At 71.3% G+C, this 22,201-nt stretch carries 23 protein-coding genes; 13 read left to right on the top strand and 10 right to left on the bottom strand.

The genetic code is table 11. The features are described from left to right. Positions 1 to 7 precede the first annotated feature (7 nt). The 3 genes from cysC to ABD970_RS05965 form a co-directional block, all read right to left on the bottom strand. A complete protein-coding gene (cysC, locus tag ABD970_RS05975) occupies positions 8 to 1,831 on the bottom strand; it encodes an adenylyl-sulfate kinase (protein ID WP_345294618.1) in 1,824 nt (607 codons plus the stop codon). Positions 1,832 to 1,975: 144 nt separating this feature from the next. After that, positions 1,976 to 2,920, bottom strand: coding sequence for a sulfate adenylyltransferase subunit CysD (gene cysD / locus ABD970_RS05970; RefSeq protein WP_345294617.1), 945 nt, complete (start codon positions 2,918 to 2,920; stop codon positions 1,976 to 1,978). A gap of 27 nt (positions 2,921 to 2,947) precedes the next feature. Beyond that, complete coding sequence (locus tag ABD970_RS05965) at positions 2,948 to 4,366, bottom strand: mannose-1-phosphate guanylyltransferase/mannose-6-phosphate isomerase (RefSeq protein ID WP_345294616.1); 1,419 nt, start codon at positions 4,364 to 4,366, stop codon at positions 2,948 to 2,950. Between the two features lie 86 nt (positions 4,367 to 4,452). Between ABD970_RS05965 and ABD970_RS05960 the strand changes: the two genes are divergently transcribed. The 7 genes from ABD970_RS05960 to ABD970_RS05930 all read left to right on the top strand — a co-directional run bounded on the left by ABD970_RS05960 (position 4,453) and on the right by ABD970_RS05930 (position 9,572). Further along, positions 4,453 to 5,475, top strand: a complete 1,023-nt coding sequence (locus ABD970_RS05960; protein ID WP_345294615.1) for an aminoglycoside phosphotransferase family protein — start codon at positions 4,453 to 4,455, stop codon at positions 5,473 to 5,475. 127 nt (positions 5,476 to 5,602) lie between these two features. Then, positions 5,603 to 6,316 carry an N-acetylmuramate alpha-1-phosphate uridylyltransferase MurU gene (gene murU / locus ABD970_RS05955; protein ID WP_345294614.1) on the top strand — a complete coding sequence of 238 codons (714 nt, stop codon included), beginning with the start codon at positions 5,603 to 5,605 and terminating at the stop codon, positions 6,314 to 6,316. An 82-nt stretch (positions 6,317 to 6,398) separates the two neighbouring features. Continuing rightward, positions 6,399 to 6,929, top strand: a complete 531-nt coding sequence (locus ABD970_RS05950; RefSeq protein ID WP_345294613.1) for a SixA phosphatase family protein — start codon at positions 6,399 to 6,401, stop codon at positions 6,927 to 6,929. After that, positions 6,926 to 7,600 (top strand): deoxyribonuclease V, encoded by a 675-nt coding sequence (gene nfi / locus ABD970_RS05945; protein ID WP_345294612.1) that lies wholly within the window; start codon positions 6,926 to 6,928, stop codon positions 7,598 to 7,600. The genes ABD970_RS05950 and nfi overlap by 4 nt, the downstream gene beginning before the upstream one ends. Positions 7,601 to 7,647: 47 nt before the next feature. Then, positions 7,648 to 8,067, top strand: coding sequence for a hypothetical protein (locus tag ABD970_RS05940; RefSeq protein ID WP_345294611.1), 420 nt, complete (start codon positions 7,648 to 7,650; stop codon positions 8,065 to 8,067). Positions 8,068 to 8,169: 102 nt separating this feature from the next. Continuing rightward, positions 8,170 to 9,030, top strand: a complete 861-nt coding sequence (locus ABD970_RS05935) for a pirin family protein (protein ID WP_345294610.1) — start codon at positions 8,170 to 8,172, stop codon at positions 9,028 to 9,030. Positions 9,031 to 9,113: 83 nt separating this feature from the next. After that, positions 9,114 to 9,572, top strand: a complete 459-nt coding sequence (locus tag ABD970_RS05930) for a hypothetical protein (protein ID WP_345294609.1) — start codon at positions 9,114 to 9,116, stop codon at positions 9,570 to 9,572. Positions 9,573 to 9,629: 57 nt separating this feature from the next. Here ABD970_RS05930 and ABD970_RS05925 read toward each other — a convergent pair whose 3' ends face one another. From ABD970_RS05925 to ABD970_RS05910, 4 genes are all read right to left on the bottom strand, one after another. Then, positions 9,630 to 10,493 (bottom strand): pirin family protein, encoded by an 864-nt coding sequence (locus ABD970_RS05925; RefSeq protein ID WP_345294608.1) that lies wholly within the window; start codon positions 10,491 to 10,493, stop codon positions 9,630 to 9,632. A 98-nt stretch (positions 10,494 to 10,591) separates the two neighbouring features. Beyond that, positions 10,592 to 12,736, bottom strand: coding sequence for a bifunctional 23S rRNA (guanine(2069)-N(7))-methyltransferase RlmK/23S rRNA (guanine(2445)-N(2))-methyltransferase RlmL (gene rlmKL, locus ABD970_RS05920; protein WP_345294607.1), 2,145 nt, complete (start codon positions 12,734 to 12,736; stop codon positions 10,592 to 10,594). Between the two features lie 3 nt (positions 12,737 to 12,739). Continuing rightward, positions 12,740 to 13,273 carry an alpha/beta family hydrolase gene (locus tag ABD970_RS05915; RefSeq protein ID WP_345294606.1) on the bottom strand — a complete coding sequence of 178 codons (534 nt, stop codon included), beginning with the start codon at positions 13,271 to 13,273 and terminating at the stop codon, positions 12,740 to 12,742. A gap of 2 nt (positions 13,274 to 13,275) precedes the next feature. Continuing rightward, positions 13,276 to 13,776, bottom strand: a complete 501-nt coding sequence (locus ABD970_RS05910; protein ID WP_345294605.1) for an MOSC domain-containing protein — start codon at positions 13,774 to 13,776, stop codon at positions 13,276 to 13,278. An 86-nt stretch (positions 13,777 to 13,862) separates the two neighbouring features. Between ABD970_RS05910 and ABD970_RS05905 the strand changes: the two genes are divergently transcribed. From ABD970_RS05905 to ABD970_RS05895, 3 genes are all read left to right on the top strand, one after another. After that, positions 13,863 to 14,411: an N-acetylmuramoyl-L-alanine amidase gene (locus tag ABD970_RS05905; protein ID WP_345294604.1), complete on the top strand. Its 549-nt coding sequence runs from the start codon at positions 13,863 to 13,865 to the stop codon at positions 14,409 to 14,411. A 195-nt stretch (positions 14,412 to 14,606) separates the two neighbouring features. Beyond that, a complete protein-coding gene (gene tesB / locus ABD970_RS05900) occupies positions 14,607 to 15,512 on the top strand; it encodes an acyl-CoA thioesterase II (protein ID WP_345294603.1) in 906 nt (301 codons plus the stop codon). A 16-nt stretch (positions 15,513 to 15,528) separates the two neighbouring features. Beyond that, the gene (locus tag ABD970_RS05895; protein WP_345294602.1) at positions 15,529 to 16,359 is read left to right on the top strand and encodes a hypothetical protein; all 831 of its coding nucleotides are present in this window, start codon (positions 15,529 to 15,531) and stop codon (positions 16,357 to 16,359) included. Between the two features lie 399 nt (positions 16,360 to 16,758). Here the strand turns inward: ABD970_RS05895 and ABD970_RS05890 are convergent, their stop codons facing one another. Continuing rightward, complete coding sequence (locus ABD970_RS05890) at positions 16,759 to 17,418, bottom strand: hypothetical protein (protein WP_345294601.1); 660 nt, start codon at positions 17,416 to 17,418, stop codon at positions 16,759 to 16,761. 189 nt (positions 17,419 to 17,607) lie between these two features. Here ABD970_RS05890 and ABD970_RS05885 point away from each other — a divergent pair, with 189 nt between their 5' ends. Genes ABD970_RS05885 through ABD970_RS05875 form a run of 3 tightly spaced genes read left to right on the top strand, consistent with a single transcriptional unit; the run spans position 17,608 to position 20,156 of the window. Then, on the top strand, positions 17,608 to 18,198 hold the full coding sequence (locus tag ABD970_RS05885) for a phosphatase PAP2 family protein (RefSeq protein WP_345294600.1): 591 nt from the start codon (positions 17,608 to 17,610) through the stop codon (positions 18,196 to 18,198). A 3-nt stretch (positions 18,199 to 18,201) separates the two neighbouring features. Beyond that, the gene (locus ABD970_RS05880; RefSeq protein ID WP_345294599.1) at positions 18,202 to 18,921 is read left to right on the top strand and encodes an arginyltransferase; all 720 of its coding nucleotides are present in this window, start codon (positions 18,202 to 18,204) and stop codon (positions 18,919 to 18,921) included. Beyond that, positions 18,918 to 20,156: an endonuclease/exonuclease/phosphatase family protein gene (locus ABD970_RS05875; protein WP_425563061.1), complete on the top strand. Its 1,239-nt coding sequence runs from the start codon at positions 18,918 to 18,920 to the stop codon at positions 20,154 to 20,156. Before ABD970_RS05880 ends, ABD970_RS05875 begins: the two co-directional genes overlap by 4 nt. Before the next feature lie 181 nt (positions 20,157 to 20,337). Here the strand turns inward: ABD970_RS05875 and ABD970_RS05870 are convergent, their stop codons facing one another. Beyond that, positions 20,338 to 20,904 carry a hypothetical protein gene (locus ABD970_RS05870; protein WP_345294598.1) on the bottom strand — a complete coding sequence of 189 codons (567 nt, stop codon included), beginning with the start codon at positions 20,902 to 20,904 and terminating at the stop codon, positions 20,338 to 20,340. 37 nt (positions 20,905 to 20,941) lie between these two features. After that, entirely contained in the window at positions 20,942 to 22,156 is a 1,215-nt protein-coding gene (gene purT, locus ABD970_RS05865; protein WP_345294597.1) for a formate-dependent phosphoribosylglycinamide formyltransferase, read from the bottom strand. Positions 22,157 to 22,201 lie beyond the last annotated feature (45 nt).

Raw genomic sequence — 22,201 nt, 5'->3', positions numbered from 1 at the left:
CCGTGGCTCACTCCAGGATCCTCGCGATGACGCGCTTGGCGAGTGCCTGCGCGGATTGCGACACGGTATCGAGCGTCAGCTCCGGCGCTTCCGGCCGCTCGTAAGCCGAGTCGATGCCGGTGAAATGGGGCAGCTCACCCCTCCGGGCCTTGGCGTACAAGCCCTTCGCATCCCGCGCTTCCGCGACGTCCAGGGGCGTGTCGACGAAGACTTCGAGGAAGTCACCCGGTTCGAACAATCCGCGAGCCGCACGACGCTCCGCCCGGAACGGCGAAATGAAGCTGACCAGCACGATCAAGCCGGCATCCGTCATCAATCGCGCCACTTCGGCCACCCGGCGCGTGTTCTCGACCCGGTCCTCATCCGTGAACCCGAGGTCGCGATTCAGTCCGTGGCGGACGTTGTCGCCGTCGAGCAGGTAGGTATGGCAGCCCCGCTCCAGCAGGCCACGCTCCACCAGGTTCGCGATCGTGGACTTTCCGGCACCCGACAAGCCCGTGAACCACACGCAGCGGGGATGCTGGCCCTTGATCGCCGCACGGGCGTCACGATCGACGTCCAGTGCCTGCCAATGAAGGTTTTCCGCGCGCCGCAAGCCATGGCGCACCATGCCGCAGGCGACGGTGGCGCGGCTCAACGAGTCGATGAGGATGAAACTGCCCAGTTCCGGCTCCTGCCCGTGGGCCGCGTACGCGATCGCTTCATCCAGCGAGAGGGTGACCTCGCCAATCTCATGCTTTTCGAGCTTCTTCGCCGCCAGCCGCTGCAGGCTTCCCGGGTCCAGTCGGTGCCTGAGCACCCCAACGCGCGCACCGACGTTGCGCGTCGCCAACTTCAGCTGGTAGCGCCGACCGGGCAGCAGGGGCGCGTCGTCGAACCACAACAGGTCGGCCGCCAGCTGGTCGCTGTAATCCAAGGGCACCCCCGCATGGGTTACCACGTCACCGCGCCCCGCATCGACTTCCTCGACGAGGCGAACGGCGACGGCATCGCCTTGGCCAGCGAGCGCGGCATCCGCCCCGGCGACGCGCAGCGCCGAGACCCCGACCTCGGTGCCAGCCCGCCCCACGCGCACGACATCGCCGGTCCGCAAGGATCCCGACGCCAGCACTCCGGCAAGCCAGCGCGACCCGCCCCCATCGCGCAGCACCATCTGCACCGGTAGCCGCATCGGACCCGGCGCGCGCTCGACCTCCACGGTTTCGAGGTACTCAAGGACCGTGGGGCCGTCGTGCCAAGCCAGGTTCCGTGATCCCGCCACGACGTTGTCGCCTGTGGCGGCGGCAACGGGGATCGCGGTGACGGAATGGACGCCCGCTTCCCGCGCATGCGCCAGATATTCGCCGACGAGCCGGTCGAACACATCCTGGCGGTAGCCGACCCGGTCCATCTTGTTCACCGCCAGCAGGACGTGGCCTACCCCGAACAGGGCCGCGATCGTGGTGTGGCGGAACGTCTGCGGAAGCAGGCCGCGGGTGGCATCGACGAGGACGATGGCGATGTCGGCGGTCGATGCACCCGTGGCCATGTTCCGCGTGTACTGCGCATGCCCGGGGCAGTCCGCGATGAGGAAGCGACGTCGCGACGTCTGCAAGTGCCGCCACGCGACGTCGATGGTGATGCCCTGTTCCCGCTCGGCGTCAAGCCCGTCCAGCAGCAGGGCATAGTCGATTTCGCCGCCGCGGGTTCCATGGCTCGCGCTCGCAAGCGCCAGGGCGTCGCGCTCGTCTTCCGGGATGTTTCCGGTCTCGTGGAGCAAGCGCCCGATCAGGGTGCTCTTCCCGTCGTCGACGCTTCCGCACGCGACGACCCGCAGGAAATCAGATCGCATGTTCGACATCTTCGTTGTCTCCCCCGCGCGCTCCCCGCGAACCTGCCATGGGGCTGCCAGGCCCACTGCCATGCAGCGAAACGTCGATGCAGGACGGACTGGCGATGCGGAACCGCGCCACGATCTCCGGCGGGCAGGACTCCATCAGAAATAGCCCTCCCGCTTCTTCTTCTCCATCGAGTCGCCTTCGGCCTTGTCGATCAGCCGGCCCGAGCGCTCGGAAAGGCCATTCGCACGCATCTCGGCGATGACCGCGCCGATGGCGGTGGCATCGGACTCGATCGCGCCCGTCAACGGATAGCACCCCAACGTGCGGAACCGCACGCGGCGGTGCTGCGGGACTTCGCCCGGCGCCAGCTGGAAACGCTCGTCATCGACCATGATCCAAACCCCGTCGCGCTGCACCACCGGACGGGTGGCGGCAAAGTAGAGCGGGACGACCGGGATCTCCTCGCGCTGGATGTAGCGCCAGACGTCCAGCTCGGTCCAGTTCGAAAGCGGGAAGACCCGCACGCTCTCGCCCCGCGCCACCCGGGCGTTGTACAGACTCCAGATCTCCGGACGCTGCCGGCGCGGATCCCAGCGATGCGCCGAATCACGGAAGGAGAAAATACGCTCCTTGGCCCGGGATTTCTCCTCGTCCCTCCGGGCACCGCCGATGGCCGCGTCGTAGCCGCCCTCGGCCAGCGCCTGTTTCAGGGCCTGGGTCTTCATGATCTCCGTATGGACGCTGGCCCCGTGGGTCTGCGGCCCGATGCCGGCACGGACTCCATCCGCGTTGACGTGCACCCGCAGATCGACGCCGGTCTCGGCCGCCCGGCGATCACGGAACGCGATCATCTCGCGAAACTTCCAGGTCGTATCGACGTGCACCAGCGGGATGGTGGGCCGGGACGGCGAGAACGCCTTGAGCAGCAGGTGCAGCAGCACCGAACTGTCCTTGCCGATGGAGTACAGCAGCACGGGGTTGCGGCACTCGGCCGCGACCTCGCGCAGGATGTGGATGCTCTCGGCCTCGAGCCGGTCGAGATCGTCGTCGGATGCCGTATCGCTCGCCATGGCCCGCATTTTCGCAGAGTCCCGTGCCACGTGGGCGACCGCGCACGTCGACCCGCCTCAACTGCGCCCGTACACGTCCTCGTAACGGACGATGTCGTCCTCGCCGAGATAGTCGCCGGACTGCACTTCGATCAATTCGAGCATGTCCTCGCCGGGATTCTCCAGCCGGTGGCGCGCGCCAAGGGGAATATAGGCCGACTGGTTCGCAACCAGGTCGAACACGTCGTTGTCGCGGGTGACCCGCGCGGTGCCTCGAACCACGATCCAGTGCTCGGCGCGGTGCCGGTGCGACTGGAGCGAGAGCCGGGCACCGGGCTTGACCTTGATGCGCTTGACCTGGAAGCCGTCGCCGACATCGACCGAGTCGTAGCTGCCCCAGGGGCGGTGCACCTCGCGGTGCAGCACCGCATGGCTGCGATCCGCGGCCTTGAGTCCCGCGACCACTTCCTTGACCTGCTGCACCCGGTCCTTGTGCGCCACCAGGACCGCGTCGGCGGTTTCGACGACGACCAGGTCGTCCACGCCCACCAGCGCCACCAGGCGCCGCGACCAGACGAAGCTGTTGCGCGAGTCGACCGCGATCACGTCCCCGTGGCCTGCGTTGCCGTTGTCGTCCTGGTCGCTGACGTCCCACAGGGCCGACCACGAGCCGACATCGTTCCAGTCGATGTCGACGGGCAGCACCATCGCGCGCTCCGTTCGCTCCATCACCGCATAGTCGATCGAATCGGAGGGGCTGGCCGCGAATGCGTCCTTGTCGAGTCGCAGGAAGTCGCCGTCCCGCTCCGCGGCGTCGAACGCGCCCCGGACAGCCGCCACGATGTCCGGCCGGTAACGCCCGAGCTCGGCAAGGTAGCGCGATGCGCGGAACAGGAACATGCCGCTGTTCCAGTAGAAGCCGCCGTCGTCCAGGTAGGACTGCGCGGTCGCGGCGTCCGGCTTCTCGATGAAGCGCCGCACGCCGAAGATGCCATCACCCCCGTCTTCGTCGGTGCGCTCGGCCTCGATGTACCCGAAACCCGTTTCGGGTGCGTCGGGCCGGATGCCGAACGTGACCAGCGCGCCCTCTTGCGCTGCCGCGCAGGCCCGGGTCACCGCTTGGCGGAATGCCGCGGGGTCGCCGACCACGTGGTCCGAGGGAAGCACCAGCAGCAGGGGGTCGCCGCCTTCGGCCATCGCCTGCAGGGCCGCTGCGGCGATCGCCGGCGCCGTGTTCCGGCCGACCGGTTCGAGCAGGATCGCCGCCCGTTCCACGCCAACCATCCGTAGCTGTTCGGCCGCCAGGAAGCGATGCTCTTCGTTGGCGACCACGATCGGCGGGCCGTCGGCGATGTCCGCGACGCGCGTCCAGGTGTCCTGCAGCATGGTGGCCTCACCGGCCAGTGCCAGGAACTGCTTGGGATAGGCTTCCCGCGACAAGGGCCACAGCCGCGTACCGGATCCCCCGGACAACAGGACCGCCCGGACCTTGGTCATCTTTTTGGCCCCCTGGGGCGGATCCCTGCGCGCAGCATACGGCGGAGTTTACCCTGTAGACCCGAACCCCTTCGAACGCGACCCGCATGCCGACGCCACTCCCCCAGGACCTCCCGCGCCACGAACAGCGCCTGGCATGGGCGCGCGCCGCCGCCGGCGAGCCCGGCGCCTCGCTCGAGCGCGCATCGACCGATGCCGGTTTCCGCAGCTACTGGCGGCTTTACGGCGGCGGTTCGACCCGCATCGTGATGGACTCGCCGCCCGACCTCGAGGACGTGTGGCCCTGGCTGCGCGTCCGCGACCTGCTCGGGGACGCCGGCGTGCGCGTCCCGGCCGTGCTGGCGCGCGACGAAGTGCAGGGATTCCTGCTGCTGGAGGACCTGGGCGGCGACACCTACCTGCAGGTCCTCGGCGACGGCAACGCCGATGCCCTGTTCGATGCGGCGATCACGCAACTGCTCAAGCTGCAGGCGGTCCGCGTGGACGATGCGTTCCCCGCCTACGACGAGGCCCTGCTGCTGCGCGAACTGCGCCTGTTCGACGAGTGGTTCCTCGGCAGGCACCTCGGCATCACGCTCGACCCCGAGGCAGCGGCACGACTGGAGGACATCCATCGCCTGCTGGTGGACGCCGCCCTGGACCAGGCGCAAGTGCTGGTCCACCGCGACTTCATGCCGCGCAACCTGATGCCGGCCGCCGATGGCCCGGCGGTGCTGGATTTCCAGGACGCCGTACGCGGACCGATTGCCTACGACCCGCTGTGCCTGTTCAAGGACGCGTTCGTAAGCTGGCCGCAGTCGCGCGTGGACGGATGGCTCGCGCGCTACCACGCGCGCGCAAGGGACGCCGGGCTGCCGGTGCCGGACCTGGAGCGATTCCACCGAGACGCGGACCTGATCGGCGTCCAGCGCCACCTCAAGGTGCTGGGCATCTTCGCGCGGCTGCGGCATCGCGACGGCAAGCCCCGGTACCTGGAGGACGCGCCGCGCTTCCTCGCCTACCTCGACGCCGTGCTGCCGCGGTACCCGGCGCTGGCGCCGCTGGCCGAGTTGATCGACACCCGGGTCCGGCCCAGGTTGCGCGACGCGAACGAGAAGGGGTCGAAGTGAAGGCTTCGAATCGAAAAGCGGGCACGGTGAATTCCGCGCCTGCGTCACCAGATTCCCTTCGGAGGGTGACGCGCAACTTCGCTGTGACCCCTTTTCGCTATGCGACCCTGCCCACGCGGGCACTTCCATGAAGGCGCTGATCCTCGCGGCGGGCCTGGGCGAGCGCATGCGCCCGCTCACGAACACCACGCCCAAACCCCTGCTCCACGTCGGCGGCAAACCCTTGATCGCCTGGCACCTGGAGAAGCTGGCGGCGATGGGCGTGCGCGAGGTGGTCGTCAACACCTCCTGGCTGGCCGACCGGTTCCCGCAGGTGCTGGGCGACGGTGCCCGCTGGGGACTCCGGCTGCGCTGGTCCCATGACGGCCCGGTGCCGCTGGAGACCGGCGGCGGGATCTGGCACGCCCGCGAATGGCTCGCCGAAGGCGGCGATGCCGACGCGGCCTTCCTCGTCGTCAACGGCGACATCTGGACCGACCACGACTTCGCGCGCCTGCCGCGCGACTTCGCCGGCGACGCCCACCTCGTGCTCGTCGACAACCCGCCGCACAACCCGGCGGGGGATTTCGCATTGGCCGCGGATGGCCGCGTGGCCTCGCGTGGCAAGGATTGCCTGACCTTCGCCGGCATCGGGCTGTACCGGCTCCGGTTGTTCGACGACTGGCGTGGCATCGTCGGCGCGGCGCCCGGGGCCGAGGCGGAGCCTCCCCGCTTCAAGCTCGCGCCCTTGCTCCGCGCGGCGATGGCACGTGGTCGCGTGACCGGCGAGCGCCACGACGGCCGCTGGACCGACGTCGGCACGCCGCAACGGTTGGCGGAACTCGATGCCTCGCTGCGCTGAAGACTGCGCGGCGGAAACTCGGCGGGAGTTCACCGCCGGTGGGGCAGGATGTGCGCGTCACGGCAACCCACGGAACCACGCCATGCCGCGTACCGCCCTCCTCTTCGCCGCATCCCTCCTCCTGGCGGCAGCCGGATGCGCCGCCCTTCCGGTGGCCCCGGCGCCTGCCGCCACGTTCGTCGTGGTGCGGCATGCGGAAAAGGCCGCCGACGACCCCAGCGATCCCGTGCTTGCCGAGGCCGGCCGGCAACGCGCCGCCGCCCTCGCCGCGTCGCTGGCGGACGAACCCGTGGTGGCGGTGTATTCCACCGACTACCGCCGCACCCGCCAGACCGCGGCACCGGTCGCGGCGAGGCACGGGCTGGAGGTGCGCCCTTACGATGCCACGCAGCCTGCGGACACGTTCGCCCGGGAACTGCGCAACCGACATCCCGCCGGCACGGTGGTGGTCGTCGGGCACAGCAACACCGTGCCCGCGATCGTGTCCGCGCTGTGCGCCTGCACCGTCGCTGCCATGGACGAGTCCGAGTACGACAATCGCTATACCGTGCGGTTCGGCGAGGATGGACGCGCCCGCCTCGTCCACGCGCGCGACGGGGATCGTCCGCGATGATGCCCACGGCGTTCGAAGGCTGGGACGGGACGCCGGCGGCGGCCCGCGCCATGCAGGCCGAACTGGCATCGCAGGTGCGGTTGCGCGACGGTTTCCGCAAGCCGCTGCGCACCGTCGCCGGCTTCGACGTCGGCTTCGAGGACGCCGGCCGGACCACCCGCGCCGCCGCGGTACTGCTCGACGCAGACAGCCTGCAGGTCCTGGAATCCCGTTGCGTCCGGATCCCGACCTCGCTGCCGTACATCCCCGGCCTGCTGTCGTTCCGGGAACTCCCGGCCTTGCTGCAGGTGCTCGATGCGTTGTCGCAGACACCCGACCTGGCGCTGCTCGACGGCCAGGGCATCGCCCATCCACGCGGTCTGGGCGTGGCCGCCCATTTCGGCCTGGCCACCGGCGTGCCGAGCATCGGCGTGGCGAAGAAGATCCTGACCGGTTCCGGACCCGAGCCGCACGACACCCGCGGCGCCTATACGGCGCTGCGCCACGACGGCCGCCAGGTCGGCTGGCTGTTGCGCAGCAAGCTGCACTGTCGTCCCCTGGTGGTCTCTCCCGGGCACCACGTGGCGATGGCTTCGGCCGCGGACCTGGTCATGCGTTGGGTGACGACCTACCGCCTGCCCGAACCGACCCGCCTTGCCGATCGCCTGGCGTCGCGACGCGACGACCGGTGACACCACCTTCCCTGCATCACGGTCCACCCGCCCGAACGGAGCCAAGCATGGCCGATGCCCCTGCACAACCGCAGTTCCGCAACTTCCTGGCCCTCCTGCTGTTGGCGATGCTGGCCTGCGCGTGCAGCACCGCGCGCCCGGATCCCGAGACCCTGCGCACGATCGGCGAGGGCGACACCTTCGAACTGGCCATCGGCGAGCGCGTGTCGCTCGCCGGGCAAGGCGCGCTGAGCTACCTCGCCCTGGTCGCCGATTCGCGCTGCCCGGTCGATGTCCAATGCGTCTGGGCCGGCAGCGCGGAGATCTCGCTGCACTGGGAACCGGTCAATGCCGACGCCCAGACGTTCCGCCTGTCCAGCCACGGCGGCGACGACAGCCATCCCCTCGGTCCGCGCGTCCTGCGCCTGGTCTCGGTGGACCCCGGCGACGCGCCGGCCATCCGGCTCGCCCTGCACGCACCTGACTGAGGCGCCCGGCGACGCCGTCGCCGCCACCAACAAGCGAGGGACTTCGACACCCGGCCGCTTCGATGGCAGGCTGACGGTCCGTTGCCAATGGGAGGTGGCGCCATGGTCGAGGTGATCAGCCCGGGCATCCACGACCTGGGGGGCTTCCAGGTCCGTCGCGCGGTGCCGACAGTGCAGGCACGCAGCGTCGGTCCGTTCGTCTTCGTCGACCAGATGGGTCCGGCGGTGTTCGAACCCGGCCGCGGCGTCGACGTGCGCCCGCACCCGCACATCGGCCTGGCCACGGTGACCTACCTGTGGTCCGGCGTGATCCGGCATCGCGACAGCCTGGGCTCCGACCAGGACATCCAGCCCGGCGACGTCAACTGGATGACCGCCGGCCGCGGCATCGTCCATTCCGAGCGCACCCCCCGCCGCCTGCGCGAAGGCGAGCATCCGCTGCACGGGATGCAGACCTGGGTGGCGCTGCCACGCGCCGACGAGGAAACGGCACCCGCGTTCCACCACCACGCCGCCGCGACCTTGCCGGAGGTGGCGCATCGCGGCGCGCGCCTGCGCGTCATCGCCGGGCGCGCCTACGACCGGGAATCGCCGGTCCGCGTCTTCGGCGAGATCCTCAACGTCGCCATCGACCTGGAAGCGGATGCCGAAACCGTCATCGAAGCCGGCCACGCGGAGCGGGCCCTGTACGTGTTGGCTGGCGACGCCCAGGTCGATGGCGCCGACATCCCGGCGCAACACCTGGTCCTGCTCGACCGTGGCCACCGCGCCCGGCTGCGCGCACGCACGCCGGTGAAGGCCATGCTGCTGGGCGGAGAACCCCTCGATGGCCCACGCCACCTCTGGTGGAATTTCGTGTCCTCGTCGAAGGAGCGCATCGAGGAGGCGAAGCGCGGCTGGGAAACCGGGCGTTTCGGCACCGTGCCGGGCGACGACGAGCGCATTCCCTTGCCCGAACATTGAACCCGGTCACGGTTTGAAGGCCGTGCACGGGGGAGTATCGGTCGTAGCGTGTCCACGCCGCTACGCCATAGAAGGGGAAAACGATGACTTCATCCACGACCAGAGTGCTCGCGTGCGTCCTGGCCTGCCTGCTTCCGGCCGCCGGGGCATCCGCGCAGTCCGCGGGCCACTGCCCGACCTTGCCGGCCGACAGCGGCCTGCACTGGGACCAGCTCGATGGCCCCGACTTCACCTTCTGCAAGGCCATCCGGACCGCTGACGGGACCCAGGCCTTCGCGGTGATGCTCGGCAAGGACAGTCCGTTCAAGCCCAGCCGCGCCGACCGCGCCGAGGAATCGGTGATCGACGGCCATGCCCAGCGCTGGTACCGCAGCGAGGTCGCGTCCAATCCGGACGCGATCATCCGCGAGACCCTCGTCGAGCTGGGCCGCGACCGCGTCGCCCACATCACCTTGCAGGCCAGCAGCCAGGCGCAGAAGGACGAGGCGATGCGCCAGGTGGAAGCATTGCGCTTCCAGCCGGCGCTGTTGACCAGCAACTGACCGGCTGATGCCCGCGGGGCGTCCGTGGGCACGGGTCCCGTCCGCCCGCGCCGCTGCCTAGAACCGGCCTTCCTGGAAGTCGACGAAGGCCTGCATCAGTTCCTGCCGCGTGTTCATCACGAACGGGCCGTGGCGGGCGACGGGCTCGCGCAAGGGCCGACCCGCCACCACGATCAGCCGGGCGCCCTGCCCCGCCGCCCGCAGGCGCAACCGGCCGCCGCCGCCAAGCACGCCCAGTTCCTGTGCGCCCAGGTCGCGCGCGCCATCTCCGGCATCGGCGATCGTCACCGCGCCCTCGTAGACATAGGCAAAGGCGTTGTGGCCTTCGGGCAACGGCAACGACCAGCCCGCGCCCGCATCGAGCACGAGGTCGACGTACAGCGGGTCGGTGGCGGGCTGCACGATCGGGCCTTGCACGCCGCCCACCTCACCGGCGATCACCTTGACCGAGACCCCCGGGGCAGGACGCGCGACCGGGATGCGCTCGGCGGCGAACTCCTGGTAGCGCGGCGCGGTCATCTTGTCCCGGGCCGGCAGGTTGACCCACAGCTGGAAGCCGCGCATCCGTCCCGACTCCTGCTCGGGCATCTCCGAATGCACCAGGCCCCGGCCCGCCGTCATCCACTGGACGCTGCCCGGGACGAGCAGGCCCTCGTTGCCGTGGTTGTCGCAGTGGCGCATGCGCCCGTCGAGCATGTAGGTGACCGTCTCGAAGCCGCGGTGCGGATGGTCCGGGAACCCCGCGAGGTAATCCTCGGGGCGGTCGGTGCCGAACTCGTCGAGCAGCAGGAACGGGTCGAGGTCGGGCAGCTCGGCGCCGCCGATGACCCGCGTCAGCCTGACCCCGGCGCCATCGGAGGTGGCGCTGCCGCGGATGCGGCGCACGACAACGGCATCGGCGGGGGTGGTCGTGTTCTGCATGTCGGTGGCTCCTGCGGGTCGATGCTTGCAGTGTCGGGGCGATCGCGTCGCAGGCCAGTGCCATCGCTGCAACACTGGGTGCCACCCACCGGACGACGCTAGAGCGGCCGCAGGCGCCAGGCCTGGTGGATCCGCGGGTTGCGGGCGAAATCCGGCGGGATCGACGCCGCCCCGAGGTCCTGGCAACGCGCGAATCGCGGTACCGCCGCCTCGTCGAGGCGGAAACGGCGGTAGTTGTTGGAGAAGTACAGCACGCCATCGGGCGACAGCCGCGCCACCGCCGCCTGCAGCAGGCGCACGTGTTCGCGCTGCAGGTCGAAGTCGTCGGCGCGCGCGGAATTGGAAAAGGTCGGCGGATCGCAGAACACCAGGTCGTAGATCCCCATGTCCGCCTCCAGCCAGGCCAGGGCGTCGGCCTGCACCAGCCGGTGCTGGTATCCCCCCAGACCGTTCTCCTGCAGGTTGTCGGCCAGCCATTGCAGGTAGGTCGCGGACAGGTCGACGCTGGTGGTCGTCGCCGCGCCGCCCACGGCCGCCTGCACGGTGGCCGCGCCGGTGTAGCAGAACAGGTTGAGGAAGCGCCGGCCTTCCGCTTCCTGCGCGATGCGCTGGCGCACGGGGCGGTGGTCCAGGAACAGGCCCGTGTCGAGGTAGTCGAACAGGTTGACCTGCAGCCGCGCGGCGCCTTCGCGCACGACGATGCGCTCGTCGCGCTGCGCCTGCCCCGGGTCCTGCGCGTACTTGCTGCCGCCCTTGCCGCGCGCACGCACCTTGGTCGCCACCCGTTCGCGCGGCAGGCCGAAGACGTCGCGCGCCGCGGCAAGGATTTCGCCGAAGCGCCGGCGCACGTCGGCCTCCGGGATGTCCTTGGGCGCGGCGTATTCCTGCACGTGCAGCCAGACCGCGTCGGGATCGTCGGCCTCGGTATAGACGTCGATGGCGGCGGCGTACTCGGGCAGGTCCGCGTCGTAGACCCGGAAGCAGTCCACGCCCTCGCGCGCGCGCCACGCCTTGAGCGCGCGCAGGTTCTTGCGCAGGCGGTTGGCCAGCATGCGCGCACCCGGCGACAGTTCGCGCGGTTCGCCCGGGGCGAGGACGGCCGGCTTCACCGGGTCGCAGACCAGCAGGCTGCATTCGAGCGCGCCGTTGAACAGCTGGTAGGTCTTCTGCGCGCGCAGGCCGGTCGCCCTGGCGAGCGCCTGGCTGCCGCACAGCAGGCTGGCGCGCCAACCGGGCACGGCATGCCGCAGGGCCTCGCCCAGGGCGGCATACAGCGCGGCATCGGCCTGCAGCCGCGCGTCGTAGGGCGGATTGCAGACGACCAGGCCGCGAGGCTCGGGACGAGGCAGCAGGGCGCCGGCCTGGCGCTCGTCGAAGGCGATGGCATCCCGGAACCCCGCCGCGGTCGCGTTCTCGCGTGCGGCCCGGATCGCGTGCGGATCGAGGTCGCTGCCATGGAAGGCATGCCGCAATGCGCCGCGGCCCTTGCGCTCCCGCACCAGCGCATCGTCGTGCATCCGCCACCAGCCCGCGGTGTCGAAGCCGAGCCAACGCGTTGGCGGGACTTCACCGTGCCGCCGCAGGCCCGGGGCGACATCCGCGGCCATCTCCGCGCCTTCGATCAGCAAGGTACCGCTGCCGCACATCGGGTCCAGCAGCGTGCCGCCGTCCGCGTACACCTGCGGCCAGCCGCCGCGCAGCAGCACCGCCGCCGCCAGGGTTTCCTTGAGGGGCGCCTCGCCCTGGACCTTGCGCCAGCCGCGCCGATGCATGGGACCGCCGCCGAGGTCGACCGACAGGATCGCGCGACCCTTGCGCAGCACCAGGTTCAGGCGCAGGTCGGGGGCGTCCACGTCGACGCTGGGCCGATCACCGCACCAGGCACGCATCTTGTCGACCACCGCGTCCTTGACCCGCTGCGCCGCGAAGCGCTCGTGGGTGATGCCGTCGCCGGAGACGTGGGCATCCACCGCCAGGGTCATGCCTGCATCCAGGTGCTCCTGCCAGGGCAATGCATTGACGCTGCGATAGAGCACGTCCTCGTCGTCGCAATAGAACTCGGCCAGCGGCCATAGCACTCGGCTGGCCAGGCGCGACCACAACACCGCTCGCTGCGCGTCGGCCAGCTCGCCCTCGACGTTCACGCCGGCGATCGTGGCACTGGCGCGCTGGCAGCCCAGCGCCGTGATCTCGTCGGCGAGCAGGTACTCCAGCCCCTTGCCGCAGCTGAGGAAGAATTTCATGGGCTAGAGGGCGGACAACAAGGCGGAGAAGGCGGCGGCCGACGCCTCGACGTGGTCCGACAGACGGTGCCCGTCGTCGACCAGCACCAGCCTGGCCCGTCGCGGCCGCGCCCATTCGACGACCTGGGCGGCCGGGATCAGTTCGTCGTCCCAGCCGTGGATGATGGAGATCGGCACCGCGGCCGCATCCAGCGGTTGCGCCTGGCCCATGCGCACCGGTGGCGCCATCAGGAACAGGCCGGCGACCTGGATCTGCAATGACGCCAGCCCGGAAATGTAGGCCCCGAGGCTGGACCCGGCCAGCACCAGCGGGGCGCCGTCGGCGCGCGCGCTGCGGTCGCGCGCGGTCGACAGCAGGCGCTGCAGCCGCGCCGGGACGTCGCCGAGCTCGCTGACCTCGCATTTCGCGTCCAGGTCGGTGTAGTCGGGGCGCTCGTGGCTCCAGCCCAGTCGCGCGGCCGCCTCCGCCAGCGCGGTGACCTTGGTCGCGTCCGGACCGCTTTCGAAGCCATGCGACAGGATGCAGTGCCCGCGCATGCTCATCCGGCGTGGGCGACGACGCGATCGCCGACGCGCAGCGTCCCGCCCCCGAGCACGCGCGCGCACAGGCCGCCCATCCCGCGCATGGCGTTGTAGCCGCCGGGACCCAGCGCCTCTTCCATCCGCGAACACGGGTCGCAGGCGTCGGTGCCTTCGAGCAGCACCTCGCCCACCTGGAAGCGCAAGCCCTTGAAGGCGACCAGGGGAGCGCCGGAAACGACCAGGTTGCGGCGCAGCAGCGCGGGCGCGATCGCGTCGTGGCCGGCCAGCGCCGCGATCACCGGCAGGTGTTCGGCCTGGATCAGGGTGACGTCGCGCTTGCCGCTGCCGCCGGCGTAACGATCGCCACGCAGTCCTCCGCCGATGACGGCCTCGGCCGCGTCGACCTCCTCCATGTCCACGTCGCGCGCCGGACGCAGGCCGATCCACTCGACGCGGCCGCCCCGCGGGAAGCACGTCATCAGGCGGTACAGCTCGGAATCGGCGCGGGGCAGCTTCATGCGCGAATGCTAGCATCGGCCCGCGCCCACGACCCGCCCCGACCGCGCTGCCCGGCGCCCGATCGCCGCGACGACACCCCGCACCCATGCACATCGATCCGCTGCCCTACGAAGACCGGCTCGAACCGCGCCCACTGTCGCAGGTGGACCTGGTGGTCGTGCACTGCACGGAATTGCCCGACCTGGCCACCGCGCGCGAATACGGCGAGCGCATCGTCTACGCCGAGAGCGGGACCGGCAACAGCGGGCACTGGTACATCGACCGCGATGGCCGCACGGTGCGCTACGTGCGCGCTGATCGCATCGCCCACCACGTGCGTGGCTACAACGAGCGCGCGCTTGGCATCGAACTGGTCAACCGCGGGCGCTGGCCGCAGTGGCTGGACTCGCGCCACCAGGCAATGGACGAGGCCTACCCGGCACCGCAGGTCGACGCCCTCGTGCAACTGCTGGCGACGCTGCAGGCGACCCTGCCATCGCTGCGATGGATCGCCGGCCACGAGGACCTCGACACCGGCACCGAACCGGCCACCGACAATCCCGCGATCCGGGTCAGGCGCAAGCGCGACCCGGGTCCACTGTTCCCCTGGTCGCGCGTGCTGGCGTCGACGCCGCTGCAGCGGATGTGGGGCTGAGCGGCGCAAGGCGCGTTGGGCGATCCCGCAGCGCGCATCCCGCGCGAGCGCCGCAGTCGCGGCATCGGACCGGCCCGCGCATGCCCGCGCCTTGCCTGCCGCGTGCACCGCCCACGGCGAGGGCAGCGGACACTGCCCGGCAGGCCGCGCGCGGCCGCCCCGTATAATCCGGCGGCCCGCACCCTCGACCACGCCATGTCCTCCGCCGTCGCCGAACTGATCGAACTGCTGTCGCTGGAGCGCCTGGAGGACAACCTGTTCCGTGGCCAGAGCCGCGACATCGGCACCAAGTACGTGTTCGGCGGCCAGGTGCTGGGCCAGGCGCTGTCGGCGGCGCAGGCCACGCTCGACGACGTCGACGCCCCGCGCGCGGCCCATTCGCTCCACGGTTACTTCCTGCGCGCCGGCGACATCCGCCATCCCATCGTCTACGACGTCGACCGCACCCGCGACGGCGGCAGTTTCTCGGTGCGCCGCGTCACCGCGATCCAGCATGGCCAGCCGATCTTCGTGGTCGCGGCCTCGTTCCAGCAGGCCGAGGACGGTGCCGAGCACCAGCTCTCCATGCCGGAGGTGCCCAAGCCGGAGGACCTGGAACCCGCGGCGGCGGTGCCGACGGACGTGATGGCCACGCTGCCGACCAAGATCCAGCGCTGGCTCAGCCGGATGGGGCCGTTCGAGTTCCGCCATGTCTATCCGCGCGATGAACTCAGACCGCCGAAACGGCCCCCGTTCCAGCAGGTCTGGTTTCGCCTCGGCGAACGCGTCGGCGACGCGCCCGAGCTGCACCGCGCCCTGCTCGCCTACGCCAGCGACTTCCACCTGCTGGGCACCACCACCTTCCCGCACGCGATCAGCTACTACCAGCCCAACGTGCAGATGGCCTCGCTCGACCATGCGCTGTGGTTCCATCGCCCGTTCCGGGCCGACGACTGGCTGCTCTACGACATCGACAGCCCCAGCGCGCAGGGTGCGCGCGGGCTCGCGCGCGGCCAGATCTTCGACCGCGACGGCCGGCTGGTGGCCAGCGCCGCGCAGGAAGGCCTGATCCGCGTGGTCGCGGAGGGCAACACGGCCGGCCAGGTGCCGGCGCGCAAGTGACCGCCCGGCCGCCGGCATGAGGCAGGTTTTCAGCAGTCCGCGGCTGGAAAACGTCGAGGCCGTGGCCGACATGCTGCGTGCGCAGGACATCGAGGTGCGCATCACCAACGGCCGCGGCTACCGCAGCGCGATCCGCGGCAATTTCAGCTATCGCGACCAGGCCGGCGGCACGCCGCGCCCGGCGGTCTGGGTCGTGCGCTCCGAGCAGCAACCGCAAGCCCGGCAGCTGCTGCGCGAGGCGGGCCTGCTGCAGGCGGGTCCGTCGACGGACGACAGCTTCCTGCCCCCGGAGATTCGCCAGCGCAACGCGGACGCCACGGCAGATGCGGCGCGCAAACGCTCGCGCATGCGCTACGGCCTGCTGGCGCTGATCGCGGTCATGGCCAGCCTGGTGCTGGTCACCACCCGCCGCAACACGACCCGCACGCCGGATCCTGCGACGCCGGCCGTGGCATCGGCGGATACGCCGCGCTCGCCGCTGATCGCCGGGGCCGACACCTTCGTCATCCCCACCCCGCCCGCGCTCGCCGAAACCCTGTTCAGGCGCGTGGCGACCGGCCAGCGCACGGGCCCGTTGTGCCTGGCCATCGATGGCAACGACCCGGGCCCGGACCTGCTCGCCCGGATGGCCGCCAGCCGCCGCGCCGTGCAGGTCGCCTCGGCGTGCGCGACGGAGGCCGACGCCACCTGGGTGGACGCGCGGCAGTACCGCACCGACGGTTCCGGCAGCGGCACCGTCGAACTGCTGGTCCTGACCCGGCAGGGCGGACGCACGATCGACACCGATCGCCTCCGCCTCACGGTCGCGCGCGACGGCGTCCATTGGCACGTGCTCGACGAGCGCTAGCGAACGCGCTCCGCGCAGCGACGACGTCTACAGCCGGGATCACGAGGTCACCGAAGCCGCGGCTGCCCTCCTGCCACTGCACGGGCGTGCGCCTGGTCGGGTAGATGGGGATCCTGCCCGTGGACGCCAGGACGGAGGCCACGATGCGCAGGCAGCCTCCGCACACCTGGCGTTCCGCCATGCCTTCGGCAAGCGGGACGCCACCGACGAACTTCCCCGGTCGCGGATGCGACATCAGTGGCATCCCACGGCGTCCACTCGCAGCAGTCGTGGCAGCGCCCGCGCGCAGGGCGGTGCCATCCACTCGAATGCCGCGTCCAGATCGACCGTGTCGTTCACTGTCCCGACCGGCGCTGCGTGCCTCCGCGGGCAGGCCGCTCCATGGCCTTCTTCAGCGCATCAGCGGCGCCGATCCTTTGTCCGCAATTCCTCGCGGCTGAGGAAACCGTCGCGGTCGTCGTCCATCCAGCTGAACCGATCGGCCAGGCGCGGCATCTTCTCGCCCACTTCGATGCGGCTGAGCTTGCCGTCGCGGTTGAGGTCGGCCTCGGCGAACTTCGCATCGAAGCGCTGCGCGCGTTCCGCCTCGCGCCGCGGCCGCATGCGCTCGTGGTAGGCGCGCAGTTCGCCGCGGACCAGGTAGCCATCCTTGTTGGCGTCGATCGCCGCGAACTCCGCCGCGAGCTTCTGCCGTCCGCCGGTCGCGGCGGCTGCTTCGCTGCGGCTGATGCGGCCGTCGTTGTCGGTGTCGAGGCTGGCGAGACCACCATGCCTGCCTCCGCCGTGCCTGCCCCCGCCGTGCCTGCCCATGCGATGGCGGGGACGTTCGCCGGCATCGAGGCGACCGTCGCCGTTGCGGTCGAGTTGCTCGAAGCGCTCGGCCAGCCGCGGCATCGCGGCCGCTTCTGTGCGGTCGATCGCCCCGTCCCGGTTCGTGTCCAGTCGCATCGCGTGGCCACCGTGCGGCTTGGCCGCCGGCGCCGGGTCTTGTGCGAACGCGACGGTGCCGAGGGAAACCAACGCGAGCGCGCCGGCGAGATAGAGGGCGTGGTGTTTCATGCAGTTCTCCATGTCCGATGCAGCCAATCCGCTGCGGTCGGCACTGGGAACGCACCGATGCGCGGCGCGTTGACTGCCTGGCCGCCCAGAGGAGCCGGATGTCGCAACCCGTTCAGCTTGCGTCCTCCGGCGGGCGGGCGTGGGGTGCGATGTCGCGAATGGTGCGACGCACGGCGGTATGCTGGCCGCATGTCCCAGGGTCTCGCGCGTGCCGCCTCGATCGCCGGCCACCCCTTGCCGGTGCTGTCGCTGACGCTGCTGGCGCTGGCCCGTCACGAGGGGGCCGACCCATCCGGGCTGGTCGGCATCGGCGCCGGGCTGGCGGTGTTCGCGGCCGTGGTGCTGGGGTACTCCTGGTGGCGCGTGCGCCAAGGGCACTGGCGCCACGTCGATGCCAGCCAGGCCGCGGAACGCCAACACCTCAACCGGTTCCTGCTCGGCTTGTTGCTCGCCGCAGCGGCGGTCGCGGCATTGGCCGGGCTGCCGCTGCTGGCGTTGCGACTGGCGCTGGCAGGGCTGCTGGTGCTCGTCGCCCTGCTCCTCGCGCGCTGGTGCAAGCCGTCGCTGCACCTCGCGTTCGCGGTCTATGCCGCTGCCCTGCTCGCCATCGCCTGGCCGGCCGCGGCGATCACGATGCTGGCCTTCGCCGCCGTGCTGGCCTGGTCGCGCCTGCGCCTGGCCCGGCACGCCCCCCGGGACCTGGTCGCCGGGTTCTGGGCGGGCGCGCTGGCGGGCGTGCTGGCGCGCATGGTGCCCCTGCTTCCCGGATGGCAGGGCTGAGCCATGGGCGACGTCGACGGCCTGCGGCTGTTCCACACCGGCGAGCATCCCTGCGGCTACTGGCCCGAGCGCACCGCGCGCGACCTGGTCCTGGACCCGCGGGATCCGCGCCTGCTCGCGTTCTATCCCCAGGCGCTGCAATGGGGGTTCCGCCGCTCCGGCGACATCGTCTACCGGCCCCACTGCCGGGGTTGCCGCGCCTGCGTCGCCGTGCGCATCCCGGTCGCGGATTTCGTCCCGGGCAGGAGCCAGCGCCGCTGCCAGGCGCGCAACCGCGACGTCGAGTCGCGCGTGCTCCCGGCCGAGCGCAGCGAGGAGCATTTCGAGCTGTACCGGCGGTACCTGGGCGCACGCCACGCCGGCGGCGGCATGGACGACCACGGCGTCGCCGAGTTCGACCAGTTCCTGGTCGGCAGCTGGTCGCAGGGACGCTTCCTGGAACTGCGCGTGGGCGGCCGGCTCATCGCGGTCGCGGTGACCGACCTGGTCGAGGACGCGCTGTCGGCGGTCTATACCTTCTACGATCCCGACGAATCCGCGCGCGGCCTGGGCACGCTGGCGCTGCTGCGGCAGGTCGACTGGGCGCGACGCGACGGACGCCGCCACCTGTACCTGGGCTACTGGATATCGGGACACGACAAGATGGACTACAAGCGCAACTTCCAGCCGCTGGAATACTTCGACGGCCGCCGCTGGCAGCGGGAGGCACCGGAGGCACCATGAAGCCGCGCATCGCCATCGCCGCCGGCCTCGTGCCATGCCTGGTCCTCGCCGCCTGCGTGCGCGTGCAGGTGCACGGCGATCCGAAGGCCGCCCTCGCCATGAACAGACCTGCCGCCACGCTGCGCGTGGCCACCTACAACACCTCCCTGCACGACGACGCCCCCGGCGGACTCATCGCCCGCTTGCAGCGCGGTGAGGACGGCGCGCGGAAGATCGCCGCGGTGCTGCAGCGGGTCCGGCCGGACCTGGTCCTGCTCAACGAGTTCGACCACGATCCCGACGGCCGCGCGGCCGACCTGTTCCAGCGCGACTACCTGGCCGTTCCGCAGCCCGACGGCGGCGAGGGCCTGCGTTATCCGTATCGCTACCTCGCCCCGGTCAACACCGGCGTGCCCAGCGGACTGGACCTCGACGGCGACGGCAGCGTCGGCACCGACGGCCGCGCGCGCGGCAACGACGCCTGGGGCTACGGGCTGCATCCCGGCCAGTACGGCATGCTGGTGCTGTCGCGCCACCCCATCGACACGGCCGGCGCCCGCACCTTCCAGCACTTCCGGTGGAGCGCCCTGCCCGGCGCGCGACGGCCGCGCGATCCCGGCACCGGACGCTCCTTCCATCCCGACGCCGTGTGGCGGGCACTCCGGCTGTCGTCGAAGTCGCACTGGGACGTGCCGGTGCGCACGCCGCTGGGCACCGTCCACCTGCTCGCGTCGCACCCGACGCCCCCGGTGTTCGACGGGCCCGAGGACCGCAACGGCGCGCGCAACGCCGACGAGATCCGCTTCTGGCGCGAGTACGTCTCGGACCCCGCGGCGCCGTGGCTCTGCGACGACGCCGGACGCTGCGGCGGCCTGCCCGGCGACGCGGCATTCGTCGTGGCCGGCGACCTCAACAACGACCCGCTCGATGGCGGCGGGCTGCATGCCGCGATGCGCGAGTTGCTGGATCACCCGCGCCTGGCGCGGTCCCCCGCGCCGCGCAGCGACGGCGCGCGATGGGCGACCGGCGCCGGCCATCCCGGGCGCGTCGGCAATCCGGCGACCGCGACCGCAGATTTCGGCGCGGCGACCGGACCGCTCCGCGTCGACTACGTGCTGCCCTCGCGCGATTGGACCGTCGTCGACAGCGGCGTGTTCTGGCCGCCGCCCGGCGCGCCCGGCGCCGCGCTGGTCGAGGCATCCGACCACCGCCTTGTCTGGGTCGACCTGCGCAAGGGCGACGATCGCGCGGACTGACGTGCCGCGGCGGGCGGCGTCGCATGCCCATTGTGGTGCCGGGCTGCGGCCGGCTTCGGCCCGGTCACGCGCCAGCGTCGGAGGCCGCACTTGGCGGACGGTGGCGTCGGGTCATAGCGTGATGCCGCCGGCGACGGCAAGCGGCCGCGCGGCGGCCTGGTCCAGCCGGATCTTCCCGGTGCTATCGCGCCTTCTTCGCCCGGCGCGGTTTGCCCGCTTTCTTCGTGGCCGCTTTTGCCGCGGCGGATTTCTTCCCCGCGCGATCGCCGGGCTTCTTCGTCTTCTTTGCGGCCTTCGCCTGCTTCGCCACGGCGGGCCGCTTGCGTGCCGCGCTCGCCTTCGCCGCGGCGCGGCCGGCCGGCGACGGACGCCCACGCCGCGGCGCGGCCGGCTTGGGGGACGGTACGGCCGGGAGGGCCGGTCCCGGCGCATCGGGGACCACGGGTGTTTCGGCAGGCAACGGCGCCACGGCCGTGCGCGGGCCGAAACCGAAGCTCTGGTCGGCGCGCGCCGACACGATCATGCGCACCATGCTGGTCGGCAGCATCAGCTCCAGGTCCAGCGGCTCGCCTTCCGGGGTGCGGCCCTCCAGGGTCAGCTCGATCAAGGGGCCGCCAGTGTCGATCCCGCGGCAGAGCACGTGCGGGCCGACCGGGCTGTCCTGCAGGTAGGGCTGGATGGCCGGGCCGAGGGCTTCGAGCGCCTGCGGGAAGAAGAACACGGCGTAGCCGTTGAAGGTGCTGTTCATGGGGCAGGGTCGGGTCCGTTGGAGGGATCGTGGGCCATCATTCCAGCCGCACCGTCAACGCGGCGGCAGCATCGCGGGCGATGGCGCGGGCGGACTCCACGTCGCCGGCACGCGCCAGGGTCACGGCCACCCGGCGCTGGCCCTCGACGCGCGGCTTGCCGAACAGTCGCAGGCCAGCCTCGGGGTGCGACAACGCCGCCTCGACATCATCGAACACCGGCACCCCATGGCCTTGCGCCAGGACCGCGCAGGAAGCGGCGGGTCCCAGCAAGGGGATGGCATCGTCGGCATCGGCGTGCACCGGAAGCCCGAGGATGGCCCGCGCATGCAGCGCGAACTCGCTCGACACCTGCGAGGCCAGTGTCACCAGTCCGGTGTCGTGCGGGCGCGGCGACACCTCCGAGAACCAGACCTCGTCGCCCTTGACGAACAGCTCGACGCCAAACAGGCCCCAGCCACCCAACTCGTCGGTGACCGCGCGCGCCACGTCGCGCGACTTGCGCAGGGCGGCCTGCGACATCGGCTGCGGCTGCCAGCTTTCCCGGTAATCGCCGTCGCGCTGCAGGTGTCCGATCGGGGCGCAGAACGCGGTCCCGGACGCGGAGCGCACGGTCAGCAGGGTGATCTCGTAGTCGAAGTCGACGAACCCCTCCACGATCACCCGGCCGGCGCCGGCGCGGCCGCCGCTCTGCGCGTATTCCCAGGCCGCGTCGATGTCGTCCGCGGTGCTCACCAGGCTCTGCCCCTTCCCCGACGAGGACATCACCGGCTTGACCACGCACGGCAGGCCCAGCGCCTGCACGGCGGCGCGGTACTGCCCGAGGTCATCGACGAAGCGGTAGGGCGAGGTCGGCAAGCCGAGCGTCTCGGCGGCCAGACGGCGGATGCCTTCGCGGTCCATGGTCAACCGCGTCGCGCGAGCGGTCGGGACGATGCGGGTGTCGGTGCCGCGCTCGGCGAACTCGCGCTCCAGCGCTACCAGGGTGTCGGTATGGATGGCCTCGATCTCGGGCACCACCAGGTGCGGCCGCTCGCGGGCGACCAGGTCGCGGATCGCCGCGCCGTCGAGCATGTCCAGCACATGGCTGCGATGCGCCACCTGCATCGCCGGCGCATCGGGATAGCGGTCGGCCGCGATCACCTCGACGCCGAGGCGCTGCAGTTCGATCGCCACCTCCTTGCCCAGCTCGCCCGAGCCCAGCAGCAGCACGCGGGTGGCATGGGGGCTGAGCGGGGTACCGAGGGCGACCATGGCGAGGCTCCGGGAAGGCGGCGGACAGTGTAGCGGGCCGCCTGC

Source organism: Luteimonas vadosa (genome assembly GCF_039543545.1).
GTDB classification, from domain to species: domain Bacteria; phylum Pseudomonadota; class Gammaproteobacteria; order Xanthomonadales; family Xanthomonadaceae; genus Luteimonas; species Luteimonas vadosa.
The sequence above is the reverse complement of the archived record's forward strand: the minus strand, read 5'-3'. Positions and strand labels throughout refer to the sequence as shown.